The organism is Pseudolactococcus yaeyamensis, from assembly GCF_054658615.1.
Window position 1 is genome coordinate 1 of sequence record NZ_BAAGGP010000038.1, and the last position, 25,700, is coordinate 25,700.

General features: G+C 39.2%; 23 protein-coding genes and 1 pseudogene. 22 read left to right on the forward strand and 2 right to left on the reverse strand.

Annotated features, from left to right (window positions below; translation table 11 throughout):
* Positions 1–333: 333 nt before the first annotated feature.
* Positions 334–1,491 (forward strand): AI-2E family transporter, encoded by a 1,158-nt coding sequence (locus tag ACYQ21_RS08560; protein WP_460057559.1) that lies wholly within the window; start codon positions 334–336, stop codon positions 1,489–1,491.
* Positions 1,492–1,653: 162 nt separating this feature from the next.
* Here ACYQ21_RS08560 and ACYQ21_RS08565 read toward each other — a convergent pair whose 3' ends face one another.
* Both ACYQ21_RS08565 and ACYQ21_RS08570 read right to left on the reverse strand, forming a co-directional pair.
* The gene (locus ACYQ21_RS08565) at positions 1,654–3,249 is read right to left on the reverse strand and encodes a sensor histidine kinase (RefSeq protein WP_460057561.1); all 1,596 of its coding nucleotides are present in this window, start codon (positions 3,247–3,249) and stop codon (positions 1,654–1,656) included.
* Positions 3,224–3,925: a response regulator transcription factor gene (locus ACYQ21_RS08570; protein WP_460057563.1), complete on the reverse strand. Its 702-nt coding sequence runs from the start codon at positions 3,923–3,925 to the stop codon at positions 3,224–3,226. The genes ACYQ21_RS08565 and ACYQ21_RS08570 overlap by 26 nt, the downstream gene beginning before the upstream one ends.
* A gap of 329 nt (positions 3,926–4,254) precedes the next feature.
* On the opposite strand from ACYQ21_RS08570, the gene ACYQ21_RS08575 reads away from it, so the two are divergent.
* From ACYQ21_RS08575 to ACYQ21_RS08675, 21 genes and pseudogenes are all read left to right on the forward strand, one after another.
* On the forward strand, positions 4,255–5,643 hold the full coding sequence (locus ACYQ21_RS08575) for an FAD-dependent oxidoreductase (protein WP_460057565.1): 1,389 nt from the start codon (positions 4,255–4,257) through the stop codon (positions 5,641–5,643).
* Between the two features lie 78 nt (positions 5,644–5,721).
* Positions 5,722–6,402 (forward strand): hypothetical protein, encoded by a 681-nt coding sequence (locus ACYQ21_RS08580; RefSeq protein WP_460057567.1) that lies wholly within the window; start codon positions 5,722–5,724, stop codon positions 6,400–6,402.
* The gene (locus tag ACYQ21_RS08585; RefSeq protein ID WP_460057570.1) at positions 6,395–6,919 is read left to right on the forward strand and encodes a hypothetical protein; all 525 of its coding nucleotides are present in this window, start codon (positions 6,395–6,397) and stop codon (positions 6,917–6,919) included. Before ACYQ21_RS08580 ends, ACYQ21_RS08585 begins: the two co-directional genes overlap by 8 nt.
* Positions 6,916–8,211, forward strand: coding sequence for a glycosyltransferase family 2 protein (locus ACYQ21_RS08590; protein WP_460057572.1), 1,296 nt, complete (start codon positions 6,916–6,918; stop codon positions 8,209–8,211). Before ACYQ21_RS08585 ends, ACYQ21_RS08590 begins: the two co-directional genes overlap by 4 nt.
* Positions 8,211–8,513 (forward strand): hypothetical protein, encoded by a 303-nt coding sequence (locus tag ACYQ21_RS08595; RefSeq protein ID WP_460057574.1) that lies wholly within the window; start codon positions 8,211–8,213, stop codon positions 8,511–8,513. The genes ACYQ21_RS08590 and ACYQ21_RS08595 overlap by 1 nt, the downstream gene beginning before the upstream one ends.
* A gap of 182 nt (positions 8,514–8,695) precedes the next feature.
* Positions 8,696–10,669 carry an NAD(P)/FAD-dependent oxidoreductase gene (locus ACYQ21_RS08600; RefSeq protein ID WP_460057576.1) on the forward strand — a complete coding sequence of 658 codons (1,974 nt, stop codon included), beginning with the start codon at positions 8,696–8,698 and terminating at the stop codon, positions 10,667–10,669.
* Positions 10,670–10,828: 159 nt separating this feature from the next.
* Complete coding sequence (locus tag ACYQ21_RS08605; protein ID WP_460057578.1) at positions 10,829–11,095, forward strand: TIGR04197 family type VII secretion effector; 267 nt, start codon at positions 10,829–10,831, stop codon at positions 11,093–11,095.
* The gene (locus ACYQ21_RS08610) at positions 11,092–11,448 is read left to right on the forward strand and encodes a hypothetical protein (RefSeq protein WP_460057581.1); all 357 of its coding nucleotides are present in this window, start codon (positions 11,092–11,094) and stop codon (positions 11,446–11,448) included. Before ACYQ21_RS08605 ends, ACYQ21_RS08610 begins: the two co-directional genes overlap by 4 nt.
* Positions 11,439–13,166, forward strand: coding sequence for a DUF4474 domain-containing protein (locus ACYQ21_RS08615; protein WP_460057583.1), 1,728 nt, complete (start codon positions 11,439–11,441; stop codon positions 13,164–13,166). The genes ACYQ21_RS08610 and ACYQ21_RS08615 overlap by 10 nt, the downstream gene beginning before the upstream one ends.
* A gap of 59 nt (positions 13,167–13,225) precedes the next feature.
* Positions 13,226–13,981 (forward strand): hypothetical protein, encoded by a 756-nt coding sequence (locus tag ACYQ21_RS08620; RefSeq protein ID WP_460057585.1) that lies wholly within the window; start codon positions 13,226–13,228, stop codon positions 13,979–13,981.
* 134 nt (positions 13,982–14,115) lie between these two features.
* The gene (locus ACYQ21_RS08625) at positions 14,116–14,856 is read left to right on the forward strand and encodes a hypothetical protein (RefSeq protein ID WP_460057588.1); all 741 of its coding nucleotides are present in this window, start codon (positions 14,116–14,118) and stop codon (positions 14,854–14,856) included.
* Positions 14,857–15,092: 236 nt separating this feature from the next.
* The gene (locus ACYQ21_RS08630) at positions 15,093–15,749 is read left to right on the forward strand and encodes a thiamine diphosphokinase (protein ID WP_460057590.1); all 657 of its coding nucleotides are present in this window, start codon (positions 15,093–15,095) and stop codon (positions 15,747–15,749) included.
* A gap of 88 nt (positions 15,750–15,837) precedes the next feature.
* Positions 15,838–16,305, forward strand: a complete 468-nt coding sequence (locus ACYQ21_RS08635; RefSeq protein WP_460057592.1) for a CopY/TcrY family copper transport repressor — start codon at positions 15,838–15,840, stop codon at positions 16,303–16,305.
* The gene (locus ACYQ21_RS08640) at positions 16,302–16,502 is read left to right on the forward strand and encodes a heavy-metal-associated domain-containing protein (protein WP_460057594.1); all 201 of its coding nucleotides are present in this window, start codon (positions 16,302–16,304) and stop codon (positions 16,500–16,502) included. Before ACYQ21_RS08635 ends, ACYQ21_RS08640 begins: the two co-directional genes overlap by 4 nt.
* A 70-nt stretch (positions 16,503–16,572) precedes the next feature.
* Positions 16,573–18,675 (forward strand): heavy metal translocating P-type ATPase, encoded by a 2,103-nt coding sequence (locus ACYQ21_RS08645; protein ID WP_460057597.1) that lies wholly within the window; start codon positions 16,573–16,575, stop codon positions 18,673–18,675.
* 125 nt (positions 18,676–18,800) lie between these two features.
* Positions 18,801–20,024: an FtsW/RodA/SpoVE family cell cycle protein gene (locus tag ACYQ21_RS08650; protein ID WP_460057599.1), complete on the forward strand. Its 1,224-nt coding sequence runs from the start codon at positions 18,801–18,803 to the stop codon at positions 20,022–20,024.
* Positions 20,025–20,150: 126 nt separating this feature from the next.
* Positions 20,151–20,453 (forward strand): PTS sugar transporter subunit IIB, encoded by a 303-nt coding sequence (locus ACYQ21_RS08655; protein ID WP_460057601.1) that lies wholly within the window; start codon positions 20,151–20,153, stop codon positions 20,451–20,453.
* A gap of 276 nt (positions 20,454–20,729) precedes the next feature.
* Complete coding sequence (gene abc-f / locus ACYQ21_RS08660; protein WP_460057604.1) at positions 20,730–22,208, forward strand: ribosomal protection-like ABC-F family protein; 1,479 nt, start codon at positions 20,730–20,732, stop codon at positions 22,206–22,208.
* Between the two features lie 32 nt (positions 22,209–22,240).
* Positions 22,241–23,146: a DMT family transporter gene (locus tag ACYQ21_RS08665; protein ID WP_460057606.1), complete on the forward strand. Its 906-nt coding sequence runs from the start codon at positions 22,241–22,243 to the stop codon at positions 23,144–23,146.
* Positions 23,143–23,742 carry an HAD-IA family hydrolase gene (locus ACYQ21_RS08670; protein WP_460057609.1) on the forward strand — a complete coding sequence of 200 codons (600 nt, stop codon included), beginning with the start codon at positions 23,143–23,145 and terminating at the stop codon, positions 23,740–23,742. Before ACYQ21_RS08665 ends, ACYQ21_RS08670 begins: the two co-directional genes overlap by 4 nt.
* A gap of 105 nt (positions 23,743–23,847) precedes the next feature.
* Positions 23,848–25,516, forward strand: a pseudogene (locus ACYQ21_RS08675) (FAD-dependent oxidoreductase).
* Positions 25,517–25,700 lie beyond the last annotated feature (184 nt).

Sequence of the window (25,700 nt, forward strand, 5' to 3'; positions counted from 1 at the left end):
ATGCCATATTTATATTATATCAAAACCAACCGTCTACAACAAGTGTGAAGTTGTGAAAAACTATCATATCCCTTGATATAATAGCTTTTGGGGGTGTATTTTTTAGTTTTAACTGTCAAACTCGGGATTATAGCATAACTTTTGAAATATGCCTGAAAAGAGGATGTATGCGCTTTAAAGGTTGGGGGTTATCGTAGATTTAATAGCGTGTAAGCTCTATAAAATAGTTTGAAGTCTGCTAATAGCATCAGGTATGCTATAATATTAATTATAAAGTTGTTTCAAATTTTACATAAATTGAAAGCAATAGGTTGATTAGATAGGTGAAGGATAATGAACGATAAAAATAGTTTTAGAACGACTTGGTTTTTCAAATGGTTATTAGATAATAAAGTGGCGACTGGTTTTGCAGTTGTCTTGCTTTTTTTGTTAAATATTTTGCTTTTGACGAAATTGAGCTTTATGTTTCAACCGATTGCCGATTTTCTCGGTGTCATCATGTTACCGATTATTTTAGCAGCCGTTTTTTACTATCTATTGAATCCGATTGTCGATTATTTTGAGGCACGTAAAGTAAATCGGGTGGTATCAATTTCGGTTTTATTTGCGATAATTCTAGCTTTGATTATCTGGGGATTAGCAGTTGCGATTCCAAATATGGTGACACAAGGCGAAAAATTTGCGGCTAATTTTCCTGATTATGTCGAATCAGGCGAAAAACATATTACTAGTCTCCTTGGCGATGAACGGTTTAAACAATTTAGACCACAAATTGAAAAAGCCGTCACGAGTTTTTCAGACAATTTGATTGAAATTTCTAAAAATCTTTCAACGACTTTGGTCAATAGTACAAGTTCATTCTTATCAACTGCGACTAGTGTGATTATCTCGTTGATGATTTTTCCCTTTATTTTGTTTTACCTCTTACGTGATGGAAAATCACTCAATCAATATATGACGAATATGCTACCGAATGCTTGGCGTAACGATACATCAACTGTCTTGACACAAGTTAATTTACAGTTGTCAAGTTATGTTCGTGGTCAATTGATTGTCGCTGCAACAGTTGCGATTATGTTCTCAATCATGTTCTCAATTATTGGTCTCAAGTATGCTGTTGTTATTGGGATTGCAGCTGGTTTCTTAAACTTAATTCCTTATCTAGGGTCGTTTCTAGCCATGATTCCAGCCTTTATCATCGCCTTGGTGGCAGGACCGCTTATGGTCCTCAAAGTTGCCATTGTCTTTGTTATTGAGCAAACAATTGAGGGGCGTTTTGTTAGCCCGCTTGTCTTAGGTAGCAAATTGAATATTCATCCGATTACAATTTTATTTGTTCTCTTGACGTCTGGTAAAATTTTCGGTTTTTGGGGTGTCCTAATTGGGATTCCTGTCTATGCCTCTACTAAAGTTATCGTCGTTTATTTTTACAAATGGTATCGCAAAATTTCACGTCTCTATGAAGACGAAGAACAGGAGATGCTTGACTAAAAGGAAAATTTTAACAGGGGCTACAGTTCCCTATCGTTTTCCGCCCTAATCACTGGCGAATGCCTAGCAGTTGGGGGCAATTCATGAAATAAACAATCAAAAAAATCGTGTTCACGCATCACGATTTTTTTGGATTTTAATGTATCAAGAGGTAGGAAAACATCATAAGGTCGCTGTGAAGGTAGTCCCCTTACCAACAACACTGACAACATCAATCTGTCCACCAAGCTCAGTCAGGTTTTTCTTGACAATTGCAAGACCCAGACCAGTTCCTTCAGCTTCACGAGTTTGGTCAGCGCGATAGAAACGCTCGAAAATCCGTGATTTTTCAAGTTCTGTCAACCCGGGACCATTATCAGAGATGGAAAATGTTACTTTACCAGAAATTGTTGTCACACAGATATAGATTTTACCACCATTCGGCGTGTAGTTAATCGCATTTTCTATCAAATTTTTAAGGACGGCATAGAGATGTTTCTCGTTAGATTTGACGGTTATGTCATCAAATTGTGTCGTGACTTGGAGAGATTTCTCTTGAATCGCTAGTTTAAAATTTTCAAGAACGTCATGGGCTAATACAGTCAAATTAAGTTTTTTCTTTTTGATATGAATGGGTTGACGGGTCATTTCAAGCGTATCAGTCACTAAACTTGATAGGCGTTTTGTTTCCTTGACGATATGTTTAGCAAAGCCCTTTATCTGCTCTGGCGGTAGTTTGTCAAAGTCATTGACCAAAATATCGGCGAATCCAGAAATCGCAGCAAGTGGTGTTTTGAGGTCGTGAGAAACATTTGCGATGAAGTCAGTATGGGCACGTGTTGTGACTTTATAGGCTGTCACATCAATCATCGTCACCATGAGTCGACGTTCTAAGGCTTCAATAGGTTGCACCGTAACGGTGTAATAAGCGTTGATTTTCTCGAAATAAAATGTCCGTTCTTGTCGTGTCGGTTTTAACATCTTATTGACCAGAAACTGGAGGACATCGCTGTAAGGACTGAAGACATCCAGATTTTTGGTCGCCATAAATTCATTTTGAAAGCTGGCATTGCTACGGCGAATCGTACCTTTTAGGTCATAGATAAAAATTGGAAACTCGAAAAATTCGATAAAAGCGTAGAGATTTTTCTTGGCAGGTGTTGAACTCTCTGCCTGATGCTGAATGGTCTCGCCGAGATGATTCAGCTCTGTTGTGATTTTATTATCATTTTCAGAAATCAAATAGCTCTGTGTCAGCGGACTGCGTCTGATATTCTTGATTTTGGCAATGGTATCAGCTTCAAAGATTAGCCTTTTTTTATTAGCAAGGTAAAATTGCCCCAGACCAATCAGATAAATCAAACCAGTGAAAATAATCACAACGACAGTCTCAAATAAGGTGGAGGAGCGCTGACTGGCCACTTGAATGTAGTTTTTCAAGATGGCCTTTTCATAATTTGGCACTGTGATGATCATTTTCTTGGCGGTCGTAGTTCTTGAAAAAGTCGCCCCTTTTTGGATATTTTGAGCAGCCTCAGCTTGACTGTTTTTAGGTAAGATTTTGACCGTCTCATCAAATTTAGTATCAGGCGATTGATTCAAAGTATCAGAAATCTTATAAGCACGATTCACCAAATGATTTGTATCAGTTGTCATCGTATGCGTATTGAGCAGCAAAATCACTAAAATCGTCGCCAGAAAATAAAGACTTGAAAAAATCAGAACCAGTCTGAATTTTGAGCGTTTCTTTTTCTTAAATGTCTTTGGTATGATGTTCACTGAATTGATACCCGAACCCTCTTTTTGTTTTGATAAATTGGTTGTGCAGTTTTTTGCGCAAATTACTAATCGTTACATCGACCACACGCGTTTCATAATCCTGCGTTTCGCCCCAAAACTCAGTTAGAATCGCCTCACGACTGACAATTTGATCCCGATTTTGAATTAGAAAAATCAGAAGATTAAATTCTCGCTTTGATAACTCAATTTTAGCGTCAGCCAAACTCGCTGATTTCGTCTTGAGATCAATTTCTAGTCCATCAAAGTTATAGTAGTCTGGCGATTCGGTAACCTGACTCGACTTTTGATAAATCTGATCCCGCCGAATCAAAGCATTAGCGCGCGCCACGATTTCCCGCTGAGGTGTCGTCTTATCCAGATAATCATCCACGCCAGAATTAATCCCAGTAATTTTCAGGTCATCATCTTCCCGTGCCGTCAAGATGATAATGGGCGTGTAATTGGCACTTTGGCGTAAAGCTTCGGTCACCGCTAGACCGGATAACTCAGGCATCATCATATCAAGTAAAATCACATCAAAGTTTTGCTTTGACGCAAGGTCTAAAGCCGCTTGCCCATTTTCAGCTAATGCCACTTTAAAGCCATCAGATTCAAATGTATAAGATAAGAGTGCTAAAATGGCACGATCATCATCTGCAATCAAAATTGTTTTCATATCTTAAATTATAACAGAAAATCGTCATTTTTTGATAGTGATTTATCGTCATTTTTAATCGTGTCAATAGTGCCATGTTTTAAGTCATCGTCAGTTGAAATCTTAGAAAGAGAAATACCAAAGACTTGATAATCTTGAATTAGAAAAATTGAAGGAAGAGTTTAAGGTAGTAAGAATCATTCTATTTATCAAAGATGGGTTTAGAAACATTTATTTATATTTTTTTGATATAATTAAATCATAATCAATTATCATTTGGAAACTCAGATTTAACAAGAATTGGTGAGCGAGAGTGGTTTGAATTGGGAAGACAGAAAAGAGGAAACGGTATGGAAATTAGAATTATTGGTGGCTCACACGCAGCGATTGCCTGTGCAACAAGAGCTCGTGAAGAGTACCCTGATGCACGTATTGTGATTTACGAAAAAAATAAAAACATTGGATTTATTGCTCAGAGTATTCCACTTTATTTGTCAGGGAATACAAACTTTTTGAAGATGTCAAGCTACACAACCATTTCTGAGCTTGAAAATTTGGGCATTCTAGTTAAAACACAATTTTCTGTCAGCGACATTGATATGACGAATAAAGTAATCAAAGTTGTCGATTTAGTCGAAGATAATGAATTTGAAGACAAATATGACAAGTTGATTCTTGCAACAGGTTCTTATCCATCTTTACCACTTGTAAAAGGTCAATTTCGGGATAAATTATTTATCATCAAAAATTATATAGATGCAGAAAAAATCAAGAGATTTATGCGTGTCTCACGGAGTGTCATTATCATCGGTGGGGGTGCGATTGGTGTCGAGATTGCGCAATTAATGAATAATGCTAAAATTCAAACAACCTTGATCCATGCTTCTGACAATATTTTAAACCGTTATCTCGACAAAGATGTTGCAGAAGATGTTCAGAAGACCTTGGCGTTGAGAGGGATAGATATCGTGACAAATTCTGTTGTCACTGATATTCAAGAGGAAACAATCGAAAATACCAATATCCATGAAGGAAATGTTGGGAAAACAATTAGTCGTGTGATTACACGCGATGGTCGAGAATTTGTTGCGGACGGTGTTATCTATGCTACTGGTTTTCGTCCTAATACATTTTTGGCAGCTGACCAGCTTGAGCTTGGCGATAAAGGTGCGATTATTGTGGATGACTATATGCAAACCAGTCATCCAGATGTTTTCGCAGTTGGTGACTGCTCGACTACAAATGTCACAAATATGAAGCACCCGAATTATGTGCCCCACGTGAGTGATGCGATTCGACAAGGGGATGTTGCTGCCATTAATTTACTTGAACCTAAAGTGAAATTGAACAAATCTCAGGGGACCTATAAACTGAATTTCGATGAAGAAATGACACTTTGTATGACAGGCTTGAGTTTGGAAAAAGCCAAAGAAGAAGGCTTTGACTGTAAATCTGTCTATGTCAGAAATGATTATGTCAGTAGCGAAGGTTATTTTGAACTCTGGATGATTTATGAGAGAGGGACACATAAAATTTTAGGGATGCAAAGTAAAGGAGTTGCCCCTGAAATTGCTGCTCAAGCTGATATTGTCTCACTTGCCATCCAAAATAATGCGACAGTTGATGAAATTGAATACATTGATTTCTACTATAAACATGGTTTTAAAAATCCAAAAAGTTTCATGAAATTAGTTGCTGATAAAATTCGTCAGCAAGAAAAAATGGAACAGCTTTATTAAAAAAGAATATCTTTGATTTAGGGCGAGACCCAAAAATCAAAAATAACCCATTTTGAATGATTGAAAAAGGAGGTTGTTTTGGGAAAATTAAGCGATTTGGATTACTGCTACGCCTCTATTGTGCTTTTAGAGGATTTGGAAAAGGTATCGTATGCCAGAAATGAGCGACTTAGACTTTTCCATGAAAAAGCACGTGCGAGACGCTCAGTCATTGTGGGCGCATTGTCAGCAATTTTACCTGTAGTTGTTTGGCTTTATTTATTAACATCAAAAGTCAGTATCTTTAATCATCAAACATTTGCCATTTTTGGCACACGATTAATCGGCTTAGTGATGGTGACAGCCTTACTCTTTATCTTGCCTTATCTGTTTATGCATATGATTTGTAGTCGACCATTCTTTCGGTCTTTTAGAAGACTATTTGAAAAAAAATTAATCTCTAGTTTATCTGTCGATATTAAAGCAATCGATGCGCAAGCGACTGAGATTATCTCTAAGCCTATTTTATTAGAACCTAGAGTACCTGAAGCTTATCTTTCTGTTGAATTTTTGACACTATTAGTCAGATATTTTGAATGTGGTCAGGCATCATTTATGAAAGAAGCACTCTATGAATTAAAACTTGAACTTGAAAATACAGGTTATTATGCTAGCCCCAAAACTCATCAAACACTATTGCAAAGGGAAAAAACTTACTTAGCTGATGAGAAGTATAATCTGAAGATTATGGTAGAAAAGGAGGAAGAAACTTATGGATAACGTACCAGAAACACCTGAAAAATCTCATCCTCAACCTAAAGATTTTGTGCAGGATAACTTTTTTGAAAAAGGGCATTGGTGGTTGAAAATTCGCCAAGTACTTTTCAATCTGGCTTTCTTGGCCGTTTTAGTTGTTCCCATCGTTATTCTGTTTAACTCGCTTCAAGCTGGTCATCTTTGGAAATCTTTCTACCATTGGACTTATACAGATGGTTTTGAGTTGACAGATTACTTGAATTCCGCTATTTTGTTGGCTTTCGTGGTAATTTTAGTTTGTAGTCTTGCCTTTCTTTATAGAAATAATTATCGGGAGCAAAATGTTTATCCTAAAAAGAAAACATATGATGCCGAAAAATTAGCAGAACGAAAAGCGATTTTAGACAAGATGTACACGGAACGTTTCGGAGATCTAAAATCAAGAGAATCTGCTAGATATTACGCAGTTGATGGTGAAAAAAACTTGCCTGATCGGATGATTGAGGATTTATTTAAAGAAAACGGGGTGGAGATTAGATGACATTATCAATCTTTGTTCAAATTCTAACGCTTTATCCGATTATTGGTGCGATTTGTTGGACGATAGGTGGTATTTTTTATCGGACAATCTATGTCGGTAAATTTTTAGATAAGGATTTTAAGAAAATCCCTCGAAAAGAAGAACCGATGATTACAATCATGATTCCTTGTCATAACGAAGAGGTTATGATTGAAGAAACGATTGACTATCTGATGCACGAACTCGACTATCATAACTATGAAGTTCTGGTTTGTGATGATGGTTCGACAGATACCACGCCTGAAATTTTGGATAGACTGCGCTTAAAGTATGACAATCTCAGAGTTTTGCGGGTTAATAAGAACAACGGGAAAGCTCATGCCTTTAATATTGGTCTATCTTTCGCTAGAGGCGAGTATATCTTAAGCAATGATGCAGATACGGTACCTGAACCCAATGCGCTACAAAAATATATGAATTATTTCCTCAGCCCCGGGGGGCAAAATACAGCAGCAGTAACAGCTAACATGGATGTTCAAAACCGTTCCTTACTAGTTGAAAAATCACAGACAGTTGAATTCTCAAGCATTGTTGGCATTATTAAACGCTCACAAATGGGTGTTTTAGGGAATATGTATGCTTACTCAGGTGCCAATACCATGTATCGTAAAGATGCCATTTTAGACTGTGGTGGTTTCCGTCAAGACCGAGCAACCGAAGATATCTCAATTGCTTGGGATCAGCAGTTTAATGGCTGGCAAGCTGTTTTTGCTCCTGATATTATGTTTTACATGAATGTTCCCAATACCTTTAATATGCTCTATCACCAAAGAAAACGTTGGGCAAAAGGTGGGACTGAGGCTTGGTTGACAAATTTTAAACGGGTTGCTAAACATCCGATTAAAAATGCGCCTAAAATTGTCATGTTACTCGACCAAACGGGTAGTATTCTATGGAGTTTCTACTATCTGATTTTTACAACTTGGCTCATTTTAAAAGTCATTTATTTCGTCTTTACCAATGATTCAGAGCAACTTGTTCATACCTTAGATATGACTTTCCTCTTTTCGGCCTTTATTTCAATGGTTGGTGTCTGGCAATTAGTCGCCTCACTTGCTCTTGATAACCATGGTGCTAAAATGAAATACTTGATTTTTGCACCGGGTTATATGGTCTGGTATTGGCAGATGAATGCTTTGACGATTGCGACAACCTTTATTCCTGCCATTAAAACCGTCTTTGGTTTTGCTGGCAAGGGAACATGGGTCAGCCCGACTCGAACTAAAATGACTAAAACAGAAGGGAAGAGCTGATGAATTTTCTAATCACGATGCCACGAGAAACAGATACATCGTTATTCACAAGTCGTGTGTCACAAGGTCTTTTCTTGATTGTGTGTTTGATTGGTTTGGTATTGAACTGTCTCGTCTTTTTACAAAACTATCGGAACTGGTCTGACAGACGCAAACAAACCTATGAAGATGAGGTAACGCGTGCTGAAGCCTTGAAATCTAATCGACATGACTTTATGTTCAGTTCCTTGATTAACCTTACCATTCTAGTCATCTTTGTCTTTCTGATTGCGAAATTTACCATTTCATTCCTGTCCTTTTAAATGAGAATTTAGCTGATGCGGTAAAGAATAGAAAGTTGTAGACCTTTAAAAAATGAAAATAAAGCACAGTTCTCAGGAATTGTGACTTGTTTCTTTAGTTTTACTTTTGAGTCTAAAAAGACTATAATTAGAGTGTACGTTTTGACACAGAAATTATAATCTATAACATTAGGAGATGTTAAATGTCTAAGAAAAAAATAATCGTGATTGGTGCTGGATTTGCTGGTGTTAAGGCGACCAAAACTTTGTCGAAAAAGTTAAAAAATGAGGCAGAGATTACATTAATTGATAAGCACAGCTATCATACGATGATGACACAGTTGCATGAAGTCGCCGCAGGCCGTGTGCCTTTCACGAATGCCCAATATGATTTGCATAAATTATTTGCCCATCGTAAAAACGTGCAAATTTTGACAGACGAAGTGATTGGTTTAGACAAAGTAAATAAAAAAGTCACAACTAAAGCCAGTGGTGTCCTAGACTTCGACTATGTCATCGTTGCCATTGGGGGCGAACCTAACGACTTTGGTGTGCCGGGTGTCAAAGAAAACGCCTTTACCTTATGGTCAATGGGAGATGCGCTCAAAATCAAGCGCCATTTAGAAACCGTGGTCGAAAAAGCGTCACTCGAACATGACGACGACAAACGCAAAGCCTTGCTTAATTTTGTCGTTGCGGGTTCTGGCTTTACTGGTATTGAAATGGTCGGGGAGCTAATCGAATGGCATCAAGTCGTAGCGCGTGATTATAAACTCAATGAGTCAGAAATCACGCTCAATGTCGTTGAAATGATGCCAACGATTCTTAACACTTTAGACCGTTCTGAAGCTGATAAAGTAGTCAAATATCTTGGCAAGAAAAACGTCAACTTGCTTTTAAATCATGCAATTACAGAAGTCGCAGCAGACCACATCAAAATTAAAGATGGTGCGGATATTCCAACGCACACACTCATCTGGACAACTGGTGTGCAAGGCAATACGCAAGCCACAGCTTATGGTCTTGCTGAAAGTGAACGTGGTCATCGTTTGACAGCCAACGCCTACATGGAAGCGCAAGGTTTTGAAAGTCAAGGCATTTATGTGGCAGGAGACGTTTCAGGCTTCATCGAAGAAGCGACAGGTCGGCCAACCCCACAAATCGTTGAAGCAGCTGAACAAACAGCCCATACCGCCTCTGAAAATATCATCGCAGAGATCAAAGGTGGTGACAAGCACAAATTTGTCGGTAAATATCAAGGCACCATGGTATCAGTCGGCTCTAAATGGGGTGTCGCATCCCTCATGGGCAAATGGCATTTGTCAGGATTCTTTGCCATGCTTGTCAAACACTTGATTTATATCTTGTACACCTTGCAAATCGGCAGTCTCTGGTATTTCTTCACTTACCTGAAAAATGAGTTCTTCCATACACCGAATCAACGCAATCTTTTCCGTGGTCACACATCACGTTTAGGCAATGTCCTCTGGTCGGTTCCTCTACGTATTTTTTATGGCTTTGTCTGGTTAACAGAAGCCTCTACTAAGTGGGTCGGCGACGGTAAACTCTTGAACCCCTCAACTTGGTTTGGTAAAGGATCATGGTTCACAAATGACCTCCATTTCCCATTTGCTTGGCTCAAAGAAACAGCGACAACCGTAGCAGATGCAGCAGCAGGCGCTTCTACTGGTGCTGCTGAAACGGCTACAAAAGTGGCCGATGCTACGGCAGCAGCTAGTGGTGCCGCAACATCTGGTACCGCTGAAGCGACAAAATCAGCCGCTGAATTCGGCCTGTCTTACTCTTACGGCCATGAACCAATGGCAGTCCTTGACAAAGTACCCGACTGGTTAGAGCCCATCTTTAAATTCATGATTCCAAATAAAGAAGTCGCGCTTTTCATGCAGAAATTCATGTCAATCGTCGAAGTTGCGCTCGCTCTTGCCCTGATTGTCGGCGCTTTCACTTGGATTGCCGCAGCCGCAACCGCAGCCTTGACTGTTATGTTCTCCCTTTCAGGCATGTTCTACTGGGTTAACATCTGGTTTATCTTTGTCGCTATCGCCCTGATGAATGGGTCAGGTCGGTCGTTTGGCCTAGATAAATGGCTTCAGCCCTGGCTACAAAAACATTTCTTTAGTTGGTGGTATGGCAAATCTAAATCACTGTATAAATAAAATGAGATAAAAAAATCGTGTGGAAAAGTTTCCATGCGTTTTTTTTATATGAAAAATCTATTTAGATAGTCATAATTATAATACAAACTTTATTTATATTTGACAATACAGAATTAAAAATATAAAATAATAATAATATTAACAAAAAAGGATGATGTTATGGTGACAATCAAATCGAATTTCAGTTCAGCTCAATCAGCAATCAGTGAATTAGTAGGTATTGATACAAGTTCACTGATAAATCAAACTATTACAGTCAGTTTTTCAAACTTATCAAGTCTCACAACAGCTCAAACCATTAATAATGAATTATTAAATAGAACGGCTGCCCTTGTTGAAATGGTTTTAGAACAAGCACAAAAATTTCCAGAAATTGCCGCTAAATTTGAAGAAGTTGATTTAGCTGAAAGTGAGCGCTTTAAATGAGGGATAAAAATGATGACAAACGTTTTGAATATGATTTGAAAATTCGTAAAAAAGAACAAGAAATGGACGACCTAGATGATACGCTTCGTAAATACGCACAGCAGCTATCAGATACGGCAGATACACTGCAATATAACCAAGAAGAAGAACTCTATCTCATGATAGAATTACATGAGATATCATCAAGTTTAGGAGATGAGCTAGAAGATCTAATGTTTTTACAAAATCAAAGCAAGCATTTTTTCAATGAACAGCTAGACAGTCTTGAATTTTTCCGCAAACAAAACATTCGAAAATTAGATGATGAGCGTGAAATACTGCATGAAGAAAGGAGTCGTTTACCATGGGATTAACATACAGTCAATCTGAATCACAGGAATTACAAACTGTCCTAGAGACAAATCTTAAGGCGGCACAAGAGATAACAGACAGGTTATCACATGGTAGCACACATCTTATCGAATCTTTAGGAGAGGGGACAGACCTGTCAGGTGCCGCTTATAATGCTGGGAAAACACTCTTTTCTGACTTAATAGATTTCGTGATTCAACGTTTTTCTCAGGCAGTTGATGATGTTGAAAAAGATTTAGCGTCTTATAAAAAAGCTGAAAATATTGTCGCTGATGAAACGATTTTATCCGAAGATAGTATCATACGCATGCTAGAACTTAAAAATAATGACTTGGATAGTCTTGAAATGCAACTCCAAGCTAATAATCATCTACTCTATGAGCTTCCTTTTATCGGAGATGATATCGAAAACTGGTTAGCACCGGATAATGCCGAGCTAAAAAGAATGATTGCGCAAATTGAAAGAGATATTCTTAAGGAACAAAATAAGCTCAAAAAACTGTACGCTTTTGATGATCAGACTTTCAACTTGTTTCAAGATAGTTTAGCAGCTTTAAATTATGCTTTACAAGGAATTGAAACCCTTTCCAATACGATGGTTGATAGCTTTGGTAATTATTATCTGCCAGAAAATGCGGATATGAGTTGGTATAAGAACTTATTTGGTGTGGTATTTAGCTCAGCTTTAGGAAAAAACGCTGAGTATGAAAAGAATAGAGCAAAGTTTTTGAGACGGAAAGCGGCTTATCAAAAAGCTTTGGAGAAATTCTTCGAGTTTGATAAAGATGGAACAATTAGAAAAGAAAGAAATTCTCTTTCCCAAACTGATTTCATCATGAAAATGCTGTTTAAACTAGAACTCGGTCAAGGTTTATCAGAGGCAGAACTTGCTGCACTAAGAACTTGGTTACTCTACAAAGTAGGCACACTCAGCAATTTGCCTGCCGATAACCTAAAAACAGTATGTCCTTGGTTAGCAAGAGCTGCTCGTCTGCTCGGGGATAAGGCGCTAGCTGCGACTTTTGACTCGTTTTCAGGTAAAACAACTCAGGAGATTAAAGAGCTTTTAGAAAGAGGCGGTTTTGATTCAGTCAAAGGACTAGTTAGTCAACATCTTGGTTTTGAATATCAGCCAGATGGCGATTATTACTATACGAATGAACACTCTTTACAGAGCCAGTTCGGTTTTGGTGATAATTTTGAATATGGTGGGTCACCTTTAGGTATGGACTTAGATACAGCAGTTTTCGCCTTTGAAGTGAATGGGAAAAAATATCGACTGCAACTTTGGAAAGGAACTTATGGTTTTGGACAGGGCTATGGTTCAGAAGTTGGGTGGTATGTTGATGACCCGAACAAAGACCTTGATAAGTCTGACAAGTTTGCCAAAGAAATTGGTGGAAAAGATTGGGCACCTGCTGCTGCTGAAAAGGATCAGATTCGGATTGAAAATGAAATGCGTAATAAGTCAAGGGATAAGTTATTAGTTGATAAAAATGATACAGGAAGTTATGCAGACGCTGGCGATCATTTTTGGAATTTACAAATCAAAACAGACCCGAATCAAACCAAAAATAATTTTTATAACAAAACAACGCTTCATATCCCAGATCCAGATGTCCGTCAGGCAGTTTATTATGCCATGAGTACAAATGGTGGGGTAAGTAAGCTTGAAATTGATAATGTTGAAGGGACGGTGAGTTATACATGGGGACTTTAAAAAAATGTTGTTTAGTCATCATCGTCACAATCGTCATTACTATTCTAGGAGGTTGTCACATGACATCAAAAAAATATAATTACAATACCGCTGCAGATGCGGATAAAAGTTTAATCATTCAGCTTGAGGAACAGTTTCCTGGCAAAAAATTTAAAATTATCAGCCATGATAAAAAATTTTATGATTTTAGAGCTGTGGCAAAAATTCTTGATACAATGGTTAGTGACCAGGACGGTATTATTGCGAAAGTAAGTGGCTCAGATGAAAATTATCTCAATAAAGGTTACGTTCACACAGATTATCTAGCAAGCTATTATATGCCAAAAGTAGCGAAACCGATAGAAGCTATTTTAAATCAATTTGATTTTATAGAAAATTATTCAGTTAGTTTATTTGCTTGGAATAACAACCACAACTATATCGGCTTTGAATTATCAAACCCAGAATTTTTTGAAAAAACAGATAGACATTACCGAATTATTATTTTTCTAAAAGATGGTTTATCAGAGGAAGAATATGGCAAGCAAATCCATCAAGTTTATGATGTGCTTTGTGAGCAACAAGAAATTAGTTTTGGCTTGGCGGCAACTAGATTAGTTGACCTTAAATATGAGGCTAGTCAAGATAGATTAGGCAAGGCTGCTTTTTTGGCAAATAAATTACTAACTGATGTTGGCGCAGAGCCTAAAAATCCTAATTATCGAAAATATAGTTTAGAAATGATGACTTCAGATTTAATTGTCGAAAATTCTACAGATTTCGACAGGCTAGATTCGTATGGTGTTGTTTGGAAACACACACCTAGTAAAGATTGATATTGTATTATTGGTGCAAAAGACATGCTAATTAGTGATAACGAAGGGACGGTGAGTTATACATGGGGACTTTAAAAAAATGTTGCTTAGTCATCATCGTTACAATCGTCTTTACTATTCTAGGAGGTTGTCACATGACATCAAAAAAATATAATTACAATACCGCTGCAGATGCGGATAAAAGTTTAATCATTCAGCTTGAGAAAAAATTTCCGGGTAAAAAATTCAAAATTATCAGTCATGATAAGAAGTTTTATATCTATAAGCCAAAATCTAAAATTCTTGACACAATGGTTAGTGATCAAGATGGTGTTACTGCATGGGCAGGTGGTACGGATGATGATTATCTTCACACTGATTATCTAGCAAGCTATTATATGCCAAAAGTAGCGAAACCGATAGAAGCTATTCTAAATCAGTTTGATTTTATAGAAAATTATGCGATTAATTTATATACTTGGAATAACAACCACAACTATATCGGCTTTGAGTTATCAAACTCAGACTTTTTTGAAAAAACAGATAGACACTACCGAATTACTATTTTTTTTAAAGATGGTTTATCAGAGGAAGAATATTTAAAACAATTTTATCAAGTTTATAATGCGGTTTTTGATCAACAAGATATTAGTTTTGGCTTAGAGGCAGCAAAATTAGTTGACCTAAAATATGAAGCTAGTCATGATAGATTAGGCAAAGCAGCATTTTTTGTAGATAATTTATTAGTCAATGTTGGTGCAGAGCCAAAAAATCCTAATTATAGAAGGTATAGTTTAGAGTTGATGAGAACGACGATGAATGGTGAAAATTCTGGCGACTCTACTAGAATAGGTGGTTATGAATCTATTTGGAAACACGCACCCAGTAAAGATTGATATTGTATTATTGGTGCAAAAGACATGCTAATTAGTGATAACGAAGGGACGGTAAGTTACATAGCAACAGCTAGGGGCAAAAATAATAAATGATTAATATTTTTGCCTAGTTTGAATTCTTTAATTTAGATATATTGCTTGAAATATTTGTTAAAAATGATAGAAGTAAGAAATTTTCTTACATGATCTGTCAAAGAATTTAACGTCTTAGGGCGTTTTTTGGTATAATGAGACTTATGAAAATAGTCATTTTAGCAGGTGGACCTGCCGAAAATTTTGAGGAATTGATTGCTGAACAGACAAAAGGCGCAGATGTTTTTTTTGTCGGTGTTGACAGAGGCGCCTATCGATTGATGCAGGCGGGTTTTCCAGTTCATCTTGCAATTGGTGATTTTGATAGTTTAAATTTAGATGAGTATATGGCAGTCCGTGCTTATGCAGATCAGATAGAACAATCACCGGCTGAAAAAGATGATACAGATTTAGAACTTGCGATATTGACGACTATGAGACTGTTTCCAAATGTTAGTGATATCTTGATTTTAGGTGGATTGGGTGGTAGATTCGACCATGAAATTCAGATATTTTATTTAGTCTTACAAGCTAGATTTTCTAAGTTATTATCTAAAATTATCCTCCTAGATGCACAAAATAACATTAGATTTGTAAATCCAGGTCAACATATGTTAAGAAAAATACCACAGATGACTTATTTGGCTTTTGCTAGTTTGACTCCTGTGATTGGATTCTCAATCAAGCAAGCCAAGTATGAACTACCAAAGACTGATTTTCCATCAAACTTTTCTCTCTCTTCAAATGAGTTTGTTGATGAATTGCCTGTTACCATTGACTTCAAATCAGGAATTGTCGCGGTGATTCAATCCAGAGATTGAGTAAGTTGTAAATGCTAGTGTTAAATTAGGGAGTAGTTTAACTTGACAATTATAGTTTACAAGTGTAAACTATAATAGAGGTGGTGATATGAAAGTCAATATATCAGACTCAGAGATGATCGTGATGCGGGCGATTTGGACTTTGGAGCAAGCATCCGTTGATCAAATAGCCTGTCAAATCGCAACATCTAATGACTGGTCTGTCGCAACGATAAAGACCCTTTTAGGGCGTTTAGTAAAAAAAGACATGCTGACCACGACAAAATCAGGTCGGAAATTTATCTATACACCGACTATGTCTGAATGTCAGGCAGTTGGTTTGATGGGGCAAGAATTACTTGACAAGGTTTGTGCCAAAAAACACGTCGATGTTTTGGTTAATTTAATTGATGATGCCAAACTTACTGCAGAAAATCTGCAAATGATTAGTGAGGCATTAACGGCTAAGACACCGGCTTGTCATGTGACTTGTGATTGTTTAGAAAAGTTCAGTGCATGTACTTGTGATCATGATCATGCAATTGATGATATGAAAGTAATGGAGGTTATCTCATGATTAAAACACATTTAAAAATTGAAGGCATGACTTGTCAACACTGTGTGGCACATGTGACAGAAGCGCTTGAAGCTGTTTCTGGTGTCGTATCTGCTAAAGTCAATCTCAAAAAAGGCGAAGCAGTTGTGAAGTCAGAAGAGACACCGCTTGAACAGTTAAGTGCTGCAGTTGCTGCGGCGGGCTATAAAGTGGTTTAACCTGATAGTGTGACGAAGCGTTGGCTTTAATTTAGACCAGCGCTTTTTTAAAATAGGAAAGTCTTTTGATATGAAAACACAATCTTTTGTCATTACAGGCATGACCTGTGCCAACTGTGTCATGCGAGTGGATAAGGCACTGAATGCCTCTGACCAAATCATAGAAGCCAGTGTCAATTTAGCAACAGAAAAAGCCAAAGTCGTCATGCAAGATGACTGCGATGTTGAGACTGTGATAGAGACAGTTCGACAAGCGGGCTATGGTGCGATTGTTGATGATAAGGCACACCGCGAAAAAATTCGTCAGGCAAAGGAGCGCGCAGAGAAAAAACTTTTTTGGTCGTTTGTCCTATCTGCGATTTTAACCCTGCCCATGTTACTGGGAATGATTGCAGGTACCATGCACGTGCACAGTTTGATGATTTTTCACAAGCCAATCATCCAGTTTCTCCTTGCGACACCTGTTCAATTCATCTTTGGTGCTAGATTTTACAAAGGTGCTTACATGGCTTTGAAAAATAAGTCAGCCAATATGGACGTCCTTGTCGCACTCGGTACGACAGTTGCCTATGTTTCTAGTCTTGTTTTTGGCTTGTTTATGGGAAACACGTCAGCAGTCAATTTTGAATCTGCCGCAGTCATTATCACACTTGTCCTACTCGGTAAAAATCTAGAAAATCGAGCTAAGAAAAATACGTCAGCAGCCATTTATAGTCTGCAAAAGAAACAAGCTAAAACGGTTCATCTCTTAAAAGATGACCAAGAAATTGAGACACCAGTTGAGACGATTGCTGAAAATCAAGTCATTCTCGTTAAACCGGGCGAGCGTGTGCCGCTAGATTTAGAAATTTTGACAGGACAGGCGAGTTTTGATGAATCTTCACTGACAGGCGAAGCTGTACCTGTCACGAAAACAGTGAAACAGACGGTTATGGAAGGCGCAGTCAACTTAGACGGTGTCATCACGGCGCGTGTCATTCACACCTTGGACGACTCTGCTATCTCGCAAATGATGACCGCCATGGCAGAAGCTCAAGCCACCAAGCCAGAAATTCAAAAAATGGCAGACCGCATCTCAGCAGTCTTCGTGCCGGTTGTTTTGGCCATTGCCCTAGTGACCTTTATCTTGACAGCCATCTTCACCCAAGACATCAGCCAAGCCCTCTTGCACGCAACCAGTGTTCTCGTCATTTCCTGCCCTTGTGCGCTAGGCTTAGCAACACCGACGGCGATTATGGTCGCAACGGGTCTGGGCGCTAGAAATGGTATTTTGATAAAAGATGCCAACGCACTTGAACACAGCAAACAGATTTCGACTGTGATTTTTGATAAGACTGGCACGATTACGACAGGCCACTTTCAGTTGACTAATTGGTCTGGGTCTGACGAAGACTTTCAAATTCTAGCTAGCTTAGAAAGTTTCTCTAACCACCCCTTGGCACAAGCTTTGAAAGGGATAGAGGTATTGCCCGTTTCAAATTGTCAAGAATTGGCTGGGCGTGGTCTGACAGGAATGATTCAAAATCAAACTTATTTTGCGGGGAATGCTGATTTGATGGCAGAGCAGGGAATAGACGTTTCTGCATCCTCAGACACTAGTATCTATCTAGCAACTGCGACAAATCTACTAGGTATTGCGACCTTCTCATCTGAAATCAAAGCAGACGCTGCTCAAACGATAGCCGACCTTGCCCGCATGGGCATCAAAACAACCATGCTGACAGGAGATAATGAGACGGCAGCTGCTAAAATCAATGCACTTGTCAAGGTTGATACAGTGATTGCGCAAGCTAATCCAGTGAAAAAAGCGCAAGTCGTCAGCAGCACGCCGAATGCCATGATGGTCGGAGATGGCATTAACGATTCGGTCGCTTTATCCAGCGCTTTAGTTGGCGTGGCGATGGGATCAGGAAGTGATATCGCCATGCAGTCGGGGGATGTGGTCATCACATCAGAAAATTCGCTGGCGAAAATTATCAGCTTGATTCGGCTGTCTCAAAAGACGGTCGGAAAGATTCATCAAAATTATTTCTGGGCCTTTATTTATAATCTTGTGGGGATTCCGCTTGCGGCATTTGGCTTGTTAAATCCCATGTTTGCAGCGCTTGCCATGAGTTTGTCGAGTGTGAGTGTGATTGTGAGCTCGCTCTTGTTGAATACGAAAAAAATCTGACGCAATGTCGGATTTTTTGTTTGGCTAGACTTCTAGGGAAACGAAAGTTTATGACAAAATAGTTAAGGAAATTTTGCTTAGTCTGGTATTGGACTGCTGAGTGCGGTGTGATATAATAAAGCATAATGAAAAAACAAAAATTAACTTTTGATAGCCGAATTGATTATGCGTTGATTTTACCAGCATTTTTACTGAATTTGATAGGTTTATTAGTCCTTTATATTGCGACGAGTCATGATTATCCAGCTCGCGTGACGAACGTTATGACCCAGCAGATTACTTGGGGGATTGCAGGGATTGTTGTGGCGCTTGTTGTCATGCATTTCGATGCCAAGATGCTCTGGAAATTTACACCGATTTTATATGGTCTGGGGATTATCCTGATGATTTTGCCCTTGAAGTTTTATGATTCTTTAACTGTTTCCTTGACGGGGTCTAAAAACTGGGTCTATCTGGGTGGCACTAACCTTTTCCAACCATCAGAATTCATGAAAATTTCCTATATCTTACTCATGGCGCGAGTCGTCGTGAGTTTCCAAAATCGCTTGAAGAAGCGCTTATTGAAAGATGATATCCTACTGATTTTGTTCATGTTTCTGGTAACACTGCCAGTCATGGGGCTTTTAGTCGCACAAAAAGACTTCGGAACAGCGCTTGTCTTTATGGCGATTTTTGCAGGGATTGTTGTGGTATCGGGTATTTCTTGGCGGCTGATTTTGCCAGTTGTGCTACTTGTAGGCCTACTTGGTGGAGGAATTATTTATCTGACGACTTTTGATGCAGGCCGTGAATTTTTAAAATCAGTTGGTATGGATCAGTATCAAATTCTACGGATTGATGCCTGGCGTAATCCATTTGCCAATGCTCAAGGCTCTACTTATCAGCAAGCTCAGGGTCTACTAGCGATTGCGACTGGTGGCTTATACGGCAAAGGGTTTAATATCGCTAATATTAGCGTTCCGGTGCGTGAGTCTGATATGATTTTCACGGTAATCGGAGAGAATTTTGGTTTTATCGGCTCAGCATTTGTCATTTTACTGTATTTTATTCTCATCTATCGGATGATTCGGGTAACCATTCGTGCCAATAATCAGTTTTATATCTATGTTTCGACTGGGATTACGATGATGATTCTTTTCCACGTTTTTGAAAATATCGGTGCCAATATCGGTGTTCTGCCACTGACCGGAATTCCGTTGCCCTTCATCTCTCAGGGCGGTAGTTCGCTTATCGGTAACCTAATTGGGATAGGCTTAGTGCTATCCATGAAATATAATCAGGAGCCAAAATTTTCATTGGAACAAGGCAAAAATCAGGTAAGTAATCGCAATCGTTACAGAACAGATTGACTGTGTCATAACAAATAAAACACATACTACTTTGCAAAGTGGTATTTTTGGTATATAATGAGTTTATCAAATAAAGGAAAGCGTTTGCAGTGAAAGAAACATTGTAAACGAAGATGGTACTCACAAATGACAACTACAGTAAAATTATTCTGCTCAGCAGGCATGTCAACTTCACTTTTTGCACAAAAAATGCAGCAAGAAGCTGAAAAACGTGGTCTTGACTTTGATGTTAAAGCTTATGGGCTTGCAGAAGTTGATTCAGAAGGCCCTAAGGCAGATGTTATCATGATTGGCCCACAAGCTCGTTACATGGTTGACGAAGTGACTAAGAAATTCCCTGAAACACCAGTTAAAGATATCCCTATGCAAATGTATGGTTTGATGCAAGGCGACAAAGGTCTTGATATGGCCATTGAACTTAAAGGATAAAAAAATTAAGAAAATCACTTGAAAAAGTGGTTTTTTTGTGTTAAAATGAGAAAAAATAAAGAGGGTATCGGCGTTCAAACGCTGATGAGGTGGGGTCCATTGCGCATTTAAGTGATTGAAAATTTTTAACGAATTTTTATTAAGCTTATTTGTGCGGACTTTTCACCTTGACTAGCAGAACCATCATGGCCTATTTCATGATGCCAATTTTGCAGAAAAAACAAGGCTTTTTAAGGCACTTTCAGCTTAAGGATTTAAGTAAATGGAGGTGCTTTTTTGATAGACATAAAACAATTGAGCTTTGGCTATGATGACAAAGCGATTTTTGAAAATGTTTCTGTGACGTTTGATAAGAGCTGGAAACTTGCCTTGGTCGGGCGAAATGGTCGGGGGAAGACAACCCTGATGAAATTATTGCTTGGCGAATTACCATATGCAGGTCGAATTCGTGCCGATGTTACTTTCGTCTATTTTCCTCAGACGATAAGAGATAAAACGCAGTTGACTAAATTCATTTTAGACGACCTATATGATGCGCCAGATTGGCAAATTCAGAGAGAACTAAACTTGTTAGGCTTGCCAGAAGATATTTTATGGCGACCATTTGAAACGCTGTCAGGTGGCGAGCAGACCAAAGTTTTGCTGGCAGGCCTTTTCCTAGATGAGGGGAATTTTCCTTTGATTGATGAGCCGACCAACCACTTAGATGCGGCTAGTCGCGCTAAAATTGCCAGTTACTTAAAACGCAGTAAATCTGGTTACATCGTTGTCAGCCATGATCGTCAGTTCTTAGACGAGGTTTCGGATCACTTACTTGCTATTGAGCGCAATGGTTTGGCACTCCTAGCAGCGAATTTTTCGACTTATGAACAACAGAAGAAACAGCGCGATGACTTTGAGTGGGCGCAAAATGATAAACTCAAGTCAGAGATTGGTCGCCTGAAACAAACAGCGCGCGATAAGGCTGACTGGTCACGTAGTCGAGAAAAGGATAAGTACGGTGACCCCCGTAAAAAGGGGAGTGGCGCTATTGGTGATACAGGCTTTATCGGCGCTAGAAGTGCCCGTCAGATGAAAAAAGCTAAGGTTCTAGAGCATCGGATGTATTCAGAAATTACTGAAAAAGAAAAATTACTCAAGAATATTGAGAAAGTTGACGCGTTAAGCATGGTTTATCAGCCTAGCCACCATCAATGCCTACTAGATGAGGAAAATTTGACAGTTTGCTTTAACGGTCAGCCTTTATTCACACCCATTAACTTGCAACAAAACGCCGGACAAATCACAGCCATCACAGGGCAAAATGGTATTGGCAAGTCTCAACTACTCCAAAAATTGATTGGTTTAGCTGAAAGTAAAGACCTGAATATTTCTTACGTCCGGCAAATTTATGAAGATAATCAAGGCGATTTAAAGTCATTTTCAGACCAACATCAATTGGATTATACGGCATTCCTCAATAATCTCAGAAAATTAGGCATGGCACGGACGGTTTTCCATCAAAAAATCGAAGACATGTCCATGGGTCAACAAAAAAAGGTCGAATTAGCCAAATCTCTGTCACAATCAGCTGAACTTTTCATCTGGGACGAACCACTGAATTATCTCGATGTGTTTAATCACGAGCAGATTGAGACCTTATTGCAAACCGTCAAACCAGCGCTGATTGTCGTTGAACATGATGTGACCTTTGTCAAAAATGTGGCTGATCAGGTGATTGAGCTAACGCCTTTTAAGAATGAGACCGGTAAGTGAAAAAATCTCAAAATTTATGTTAAAATAAAAGAATGAAAAATAGCAAGGCTAACATTTTTAAAGGCACGATTTATGCCATTTCAGCAGGTGTTTTATGGGCATTTTCAGGTGTCTTTGGTCAGCTCTTTTTTGAGGAGTTTGGTGGAAATGCGCTATGGATTACAACCTTTCGCTTAACTGTGGCAGGGATTATTTTATTGATGCTTTCCCTCATTCAAAAACCATCTGAGTTTTTGGCGATTTGGCAGGATAAGAGAAATTACGCGCCCTTATTTGGCTACGCGATTTTTGGTGTGCTGATGGTTCAGTTGACTTTCTACGCCTGTATTCAGGTTGCAGGCGCTGCGACCGCAACGGTGCTTCAGTTTACATCGCCGATTTTCTTACTGGCTTATTTGGCCATTTTTCGGCGTCAGAAACCCAATCTCAAGTCTCTGATTTTAGTCTTGATTGCTATGACGGGTATCTTTTTCTTGACAACCCATGGGAATATCTCGACCATGGCTTTGTCGCCACTCGCCTTGTTCCTAGGTGTCTTATCAGCGGTTGCGGTGGTGTCCTATTCGCTCATTCCTAAGCGACTTTTGCAGACTTATGATGTCATGAATGTGACCGGTTGGGGGATGATGATTGCGGGTGTTGTCATGAACTGTGTCCATCCAGTCTGGCATCTGGATTTCACGCTGACGACTGAAAGTCTCCTACTGGCGCTTGGTGTCGCAGTCATTGGTACGGCCATCGCCTTTATGTTTAATATGAGCGCGATTAAGTACGTGTCTGCCATCGTGGCAGAGGTCTGTGCGGCTATGGAGCCGATTTTAGCAGCCGTTTTTAGTATCTTTTTATTCGACATGCCCTTTGACGCAATGGTGGGCATATCAATGTTGGTGACCTTAGTCAGTGTTATTTTACTGTCATTAGAAGAAGGAAAATCATGAGTTATACAGATTACATTTGGGATTTAGGTGGCACGCTACTTGATAACTATCAAACCTCAGCGACGGCTTTTCATGAGGTCTTACGAGAAGACTTTGGGGTCAATGTCGACTATCAGGTAGTCTACGCTGCCCTTCGGGTATCGACTGACTTTGCAGTCTCTCAATTTGCAGCTGGACTGCCAGATTTTACAGCCATCTACAAAAAAAGAGAGGCCCAAACTCTGACGACACCTGTTTTGTTTCCTGACGCTGAGCGTGTGCTGGCAACCATTGTCCAAAGTGGCCATCGGAACTTTATGATTTCGCATCGCAATGATCAGGTTTTGGAAATTCTTGCTGCTGCAGGGATCTCGAGCTATTTCACAGAGGTCGTCACGTCTAGTAATGGCTTTGCCAGAAAGCCGAGTCCAAATTCCATTCATTATTTACTGGAGAAGTATGCGCCAGTGCAACCTGTGATGATTGGGGATCGTGATATTGATATCCTCGCCGGTCAAAATGCGGAAATTGACACGATTTACTTTGCGCCAGAAAATCAAGAAATGGTAAAAGCGACACATCAGGTCACTCAATTAATTGATATTTTAGACTTATAACTAGATTGAGACATCATGTGCAAGGGCGCATGATGTTTTTTCTTGACAAGCCCAGCGCAATTGGTTACATTGGAGATAAAGCTAAGAAAAGGAAAGTGAACGGCTATGAAAATTATGATTATTGGTTCCGTTGCCTCAGGAACAAGTGTCGCAACCAAGGCACGCCGCAATTCTGAAAGTACGATAATTACGCTCTATGACAAAGATACAGACATTTCCTACGCCGTTTGTGGCATTCCTTATGCTGTCGGAGGAGAAGTTGGGGATTTTGACGAGTTGACGCCACGTGACGCCAAATGGTTTAAGGCACGTCATAACGTTGACGTTCACACGTCGCATGAAGTCTTGCGCATTGATCACGCAGCTAAAACGGCCTTGGTGAAAAATCTTTTGACGGACGAGATTTTTGAGGACACCTATGATTTACTTGTTTTTGCGACAGGTGCTAGCTATCAGACACCAGAAGTTTTTCAAGGTCACACTTTTGATAATGTTTTTCAGGTTAGAAATATTCACAGTGGTCAAGTTATCAAGTCATTCATCAATCATCAACAGCCCAAAACAGCTGTTGTTGTTGGTGCTGGCTATATTGGACTAGAGATGGCTGAACAGCTGAAAGCACAAGGTCTTGACGTGACTGTTTTGCAACGTAGCCAACACCCCATGCCACATTTGGATTGGGATATGGCGGTTCGGATTGAAGATGAGATGCGCAAGCAAGGCATTGCGTTTCGAGCGGAAGAAACGATTGCTGAAGTTAGTGGCGAGACGCGTCTTGAAAGAGCTGTCACGACTAAAGGCAATGTCCTTCAAGCTGATCTCTATATCATCGCGACAGGTGTGGTTCCTAATACTTCTCTTGCAACATCTATTGGTGTTGCTCTAGGCGAAACGGGTGCGATTGCGATAGATACGACCATGCAGACTAATCTTGAGGGTGTTTATGCGGTTGGCGATGTGGCTGAGAGTTTTCATGTGATTACTGGCAAACCGATTTATCGGCCTATGGCGACAACGGCTAATAAAATGGGCAGAATTGCTGGCGATGCGATGACAGGTGGGGAGCTACGTTTTCAAGGTATTCTCGGTACAGGTATTCTACGCTTTTTTGATTTAACCATTGCGCAAACCGGTTTGACTGAAAAAGAGGCACTAGCTGAAGGGTATGAGGTTGCTGTTTTGTTTAATATCAAACCAGATAAGCCAGCCTATATGGCGGGAAAAGATATGGTGATTAAAGCTGTTGCAAATAAACAGACGCATCGCATTTTAGGGGTTCAAATTATTGGCCCACAAGGGGTAGATAAAAGAATTGATGTCTTTGCATCAACTATTACATTAGGCGTAAAAGCCGAGGATTTATTTCACATGGATTTAGCCTATGCAACCCCCTTTTTCGACGACAAAAGATGCGGTTGCCTATACAGGAATGGCGCTGACGAATGCTTTAAACAAGGCGCTGTTGCTGACACCTCAGGAATTGCTAGCTTTACAAGATAAATACACTGAAATGACCATTATTGACGCGAGAACAGCCGAAAGCTATGCTGAGAGTCATATTCCCGATGCGATTCATATCCCCTTATCAGCGCTACGAGAACAATCTGCCAGTCTTGATAAAGATAAATTGACCGTTGTGTATTGTTATAAAGGCGTTGCTGGCAATGCGGCACAAAATATTTTACGACATGAGGGATTTAAAACGGTCTATAATTTGACAGGTGGTCATGAACAGTATCAGGAGGCTGCCAAACAAATCAAGTTAGACGATTAATCAACACCTTAAGTTAGGCAAGTAGTCTCGTCAACTCAAATATCCTTTGACATTGTTTTAAGTCTAGTGGTAATAAGTCAAGTAAGACTTGTAAATTTATTTTACAAGATTTATGAAACTAAGGTACACTAAATAAGCCTACGAAAAATTCATTTTTTCGCAAGTGCTATCAAGGACTTGTGCT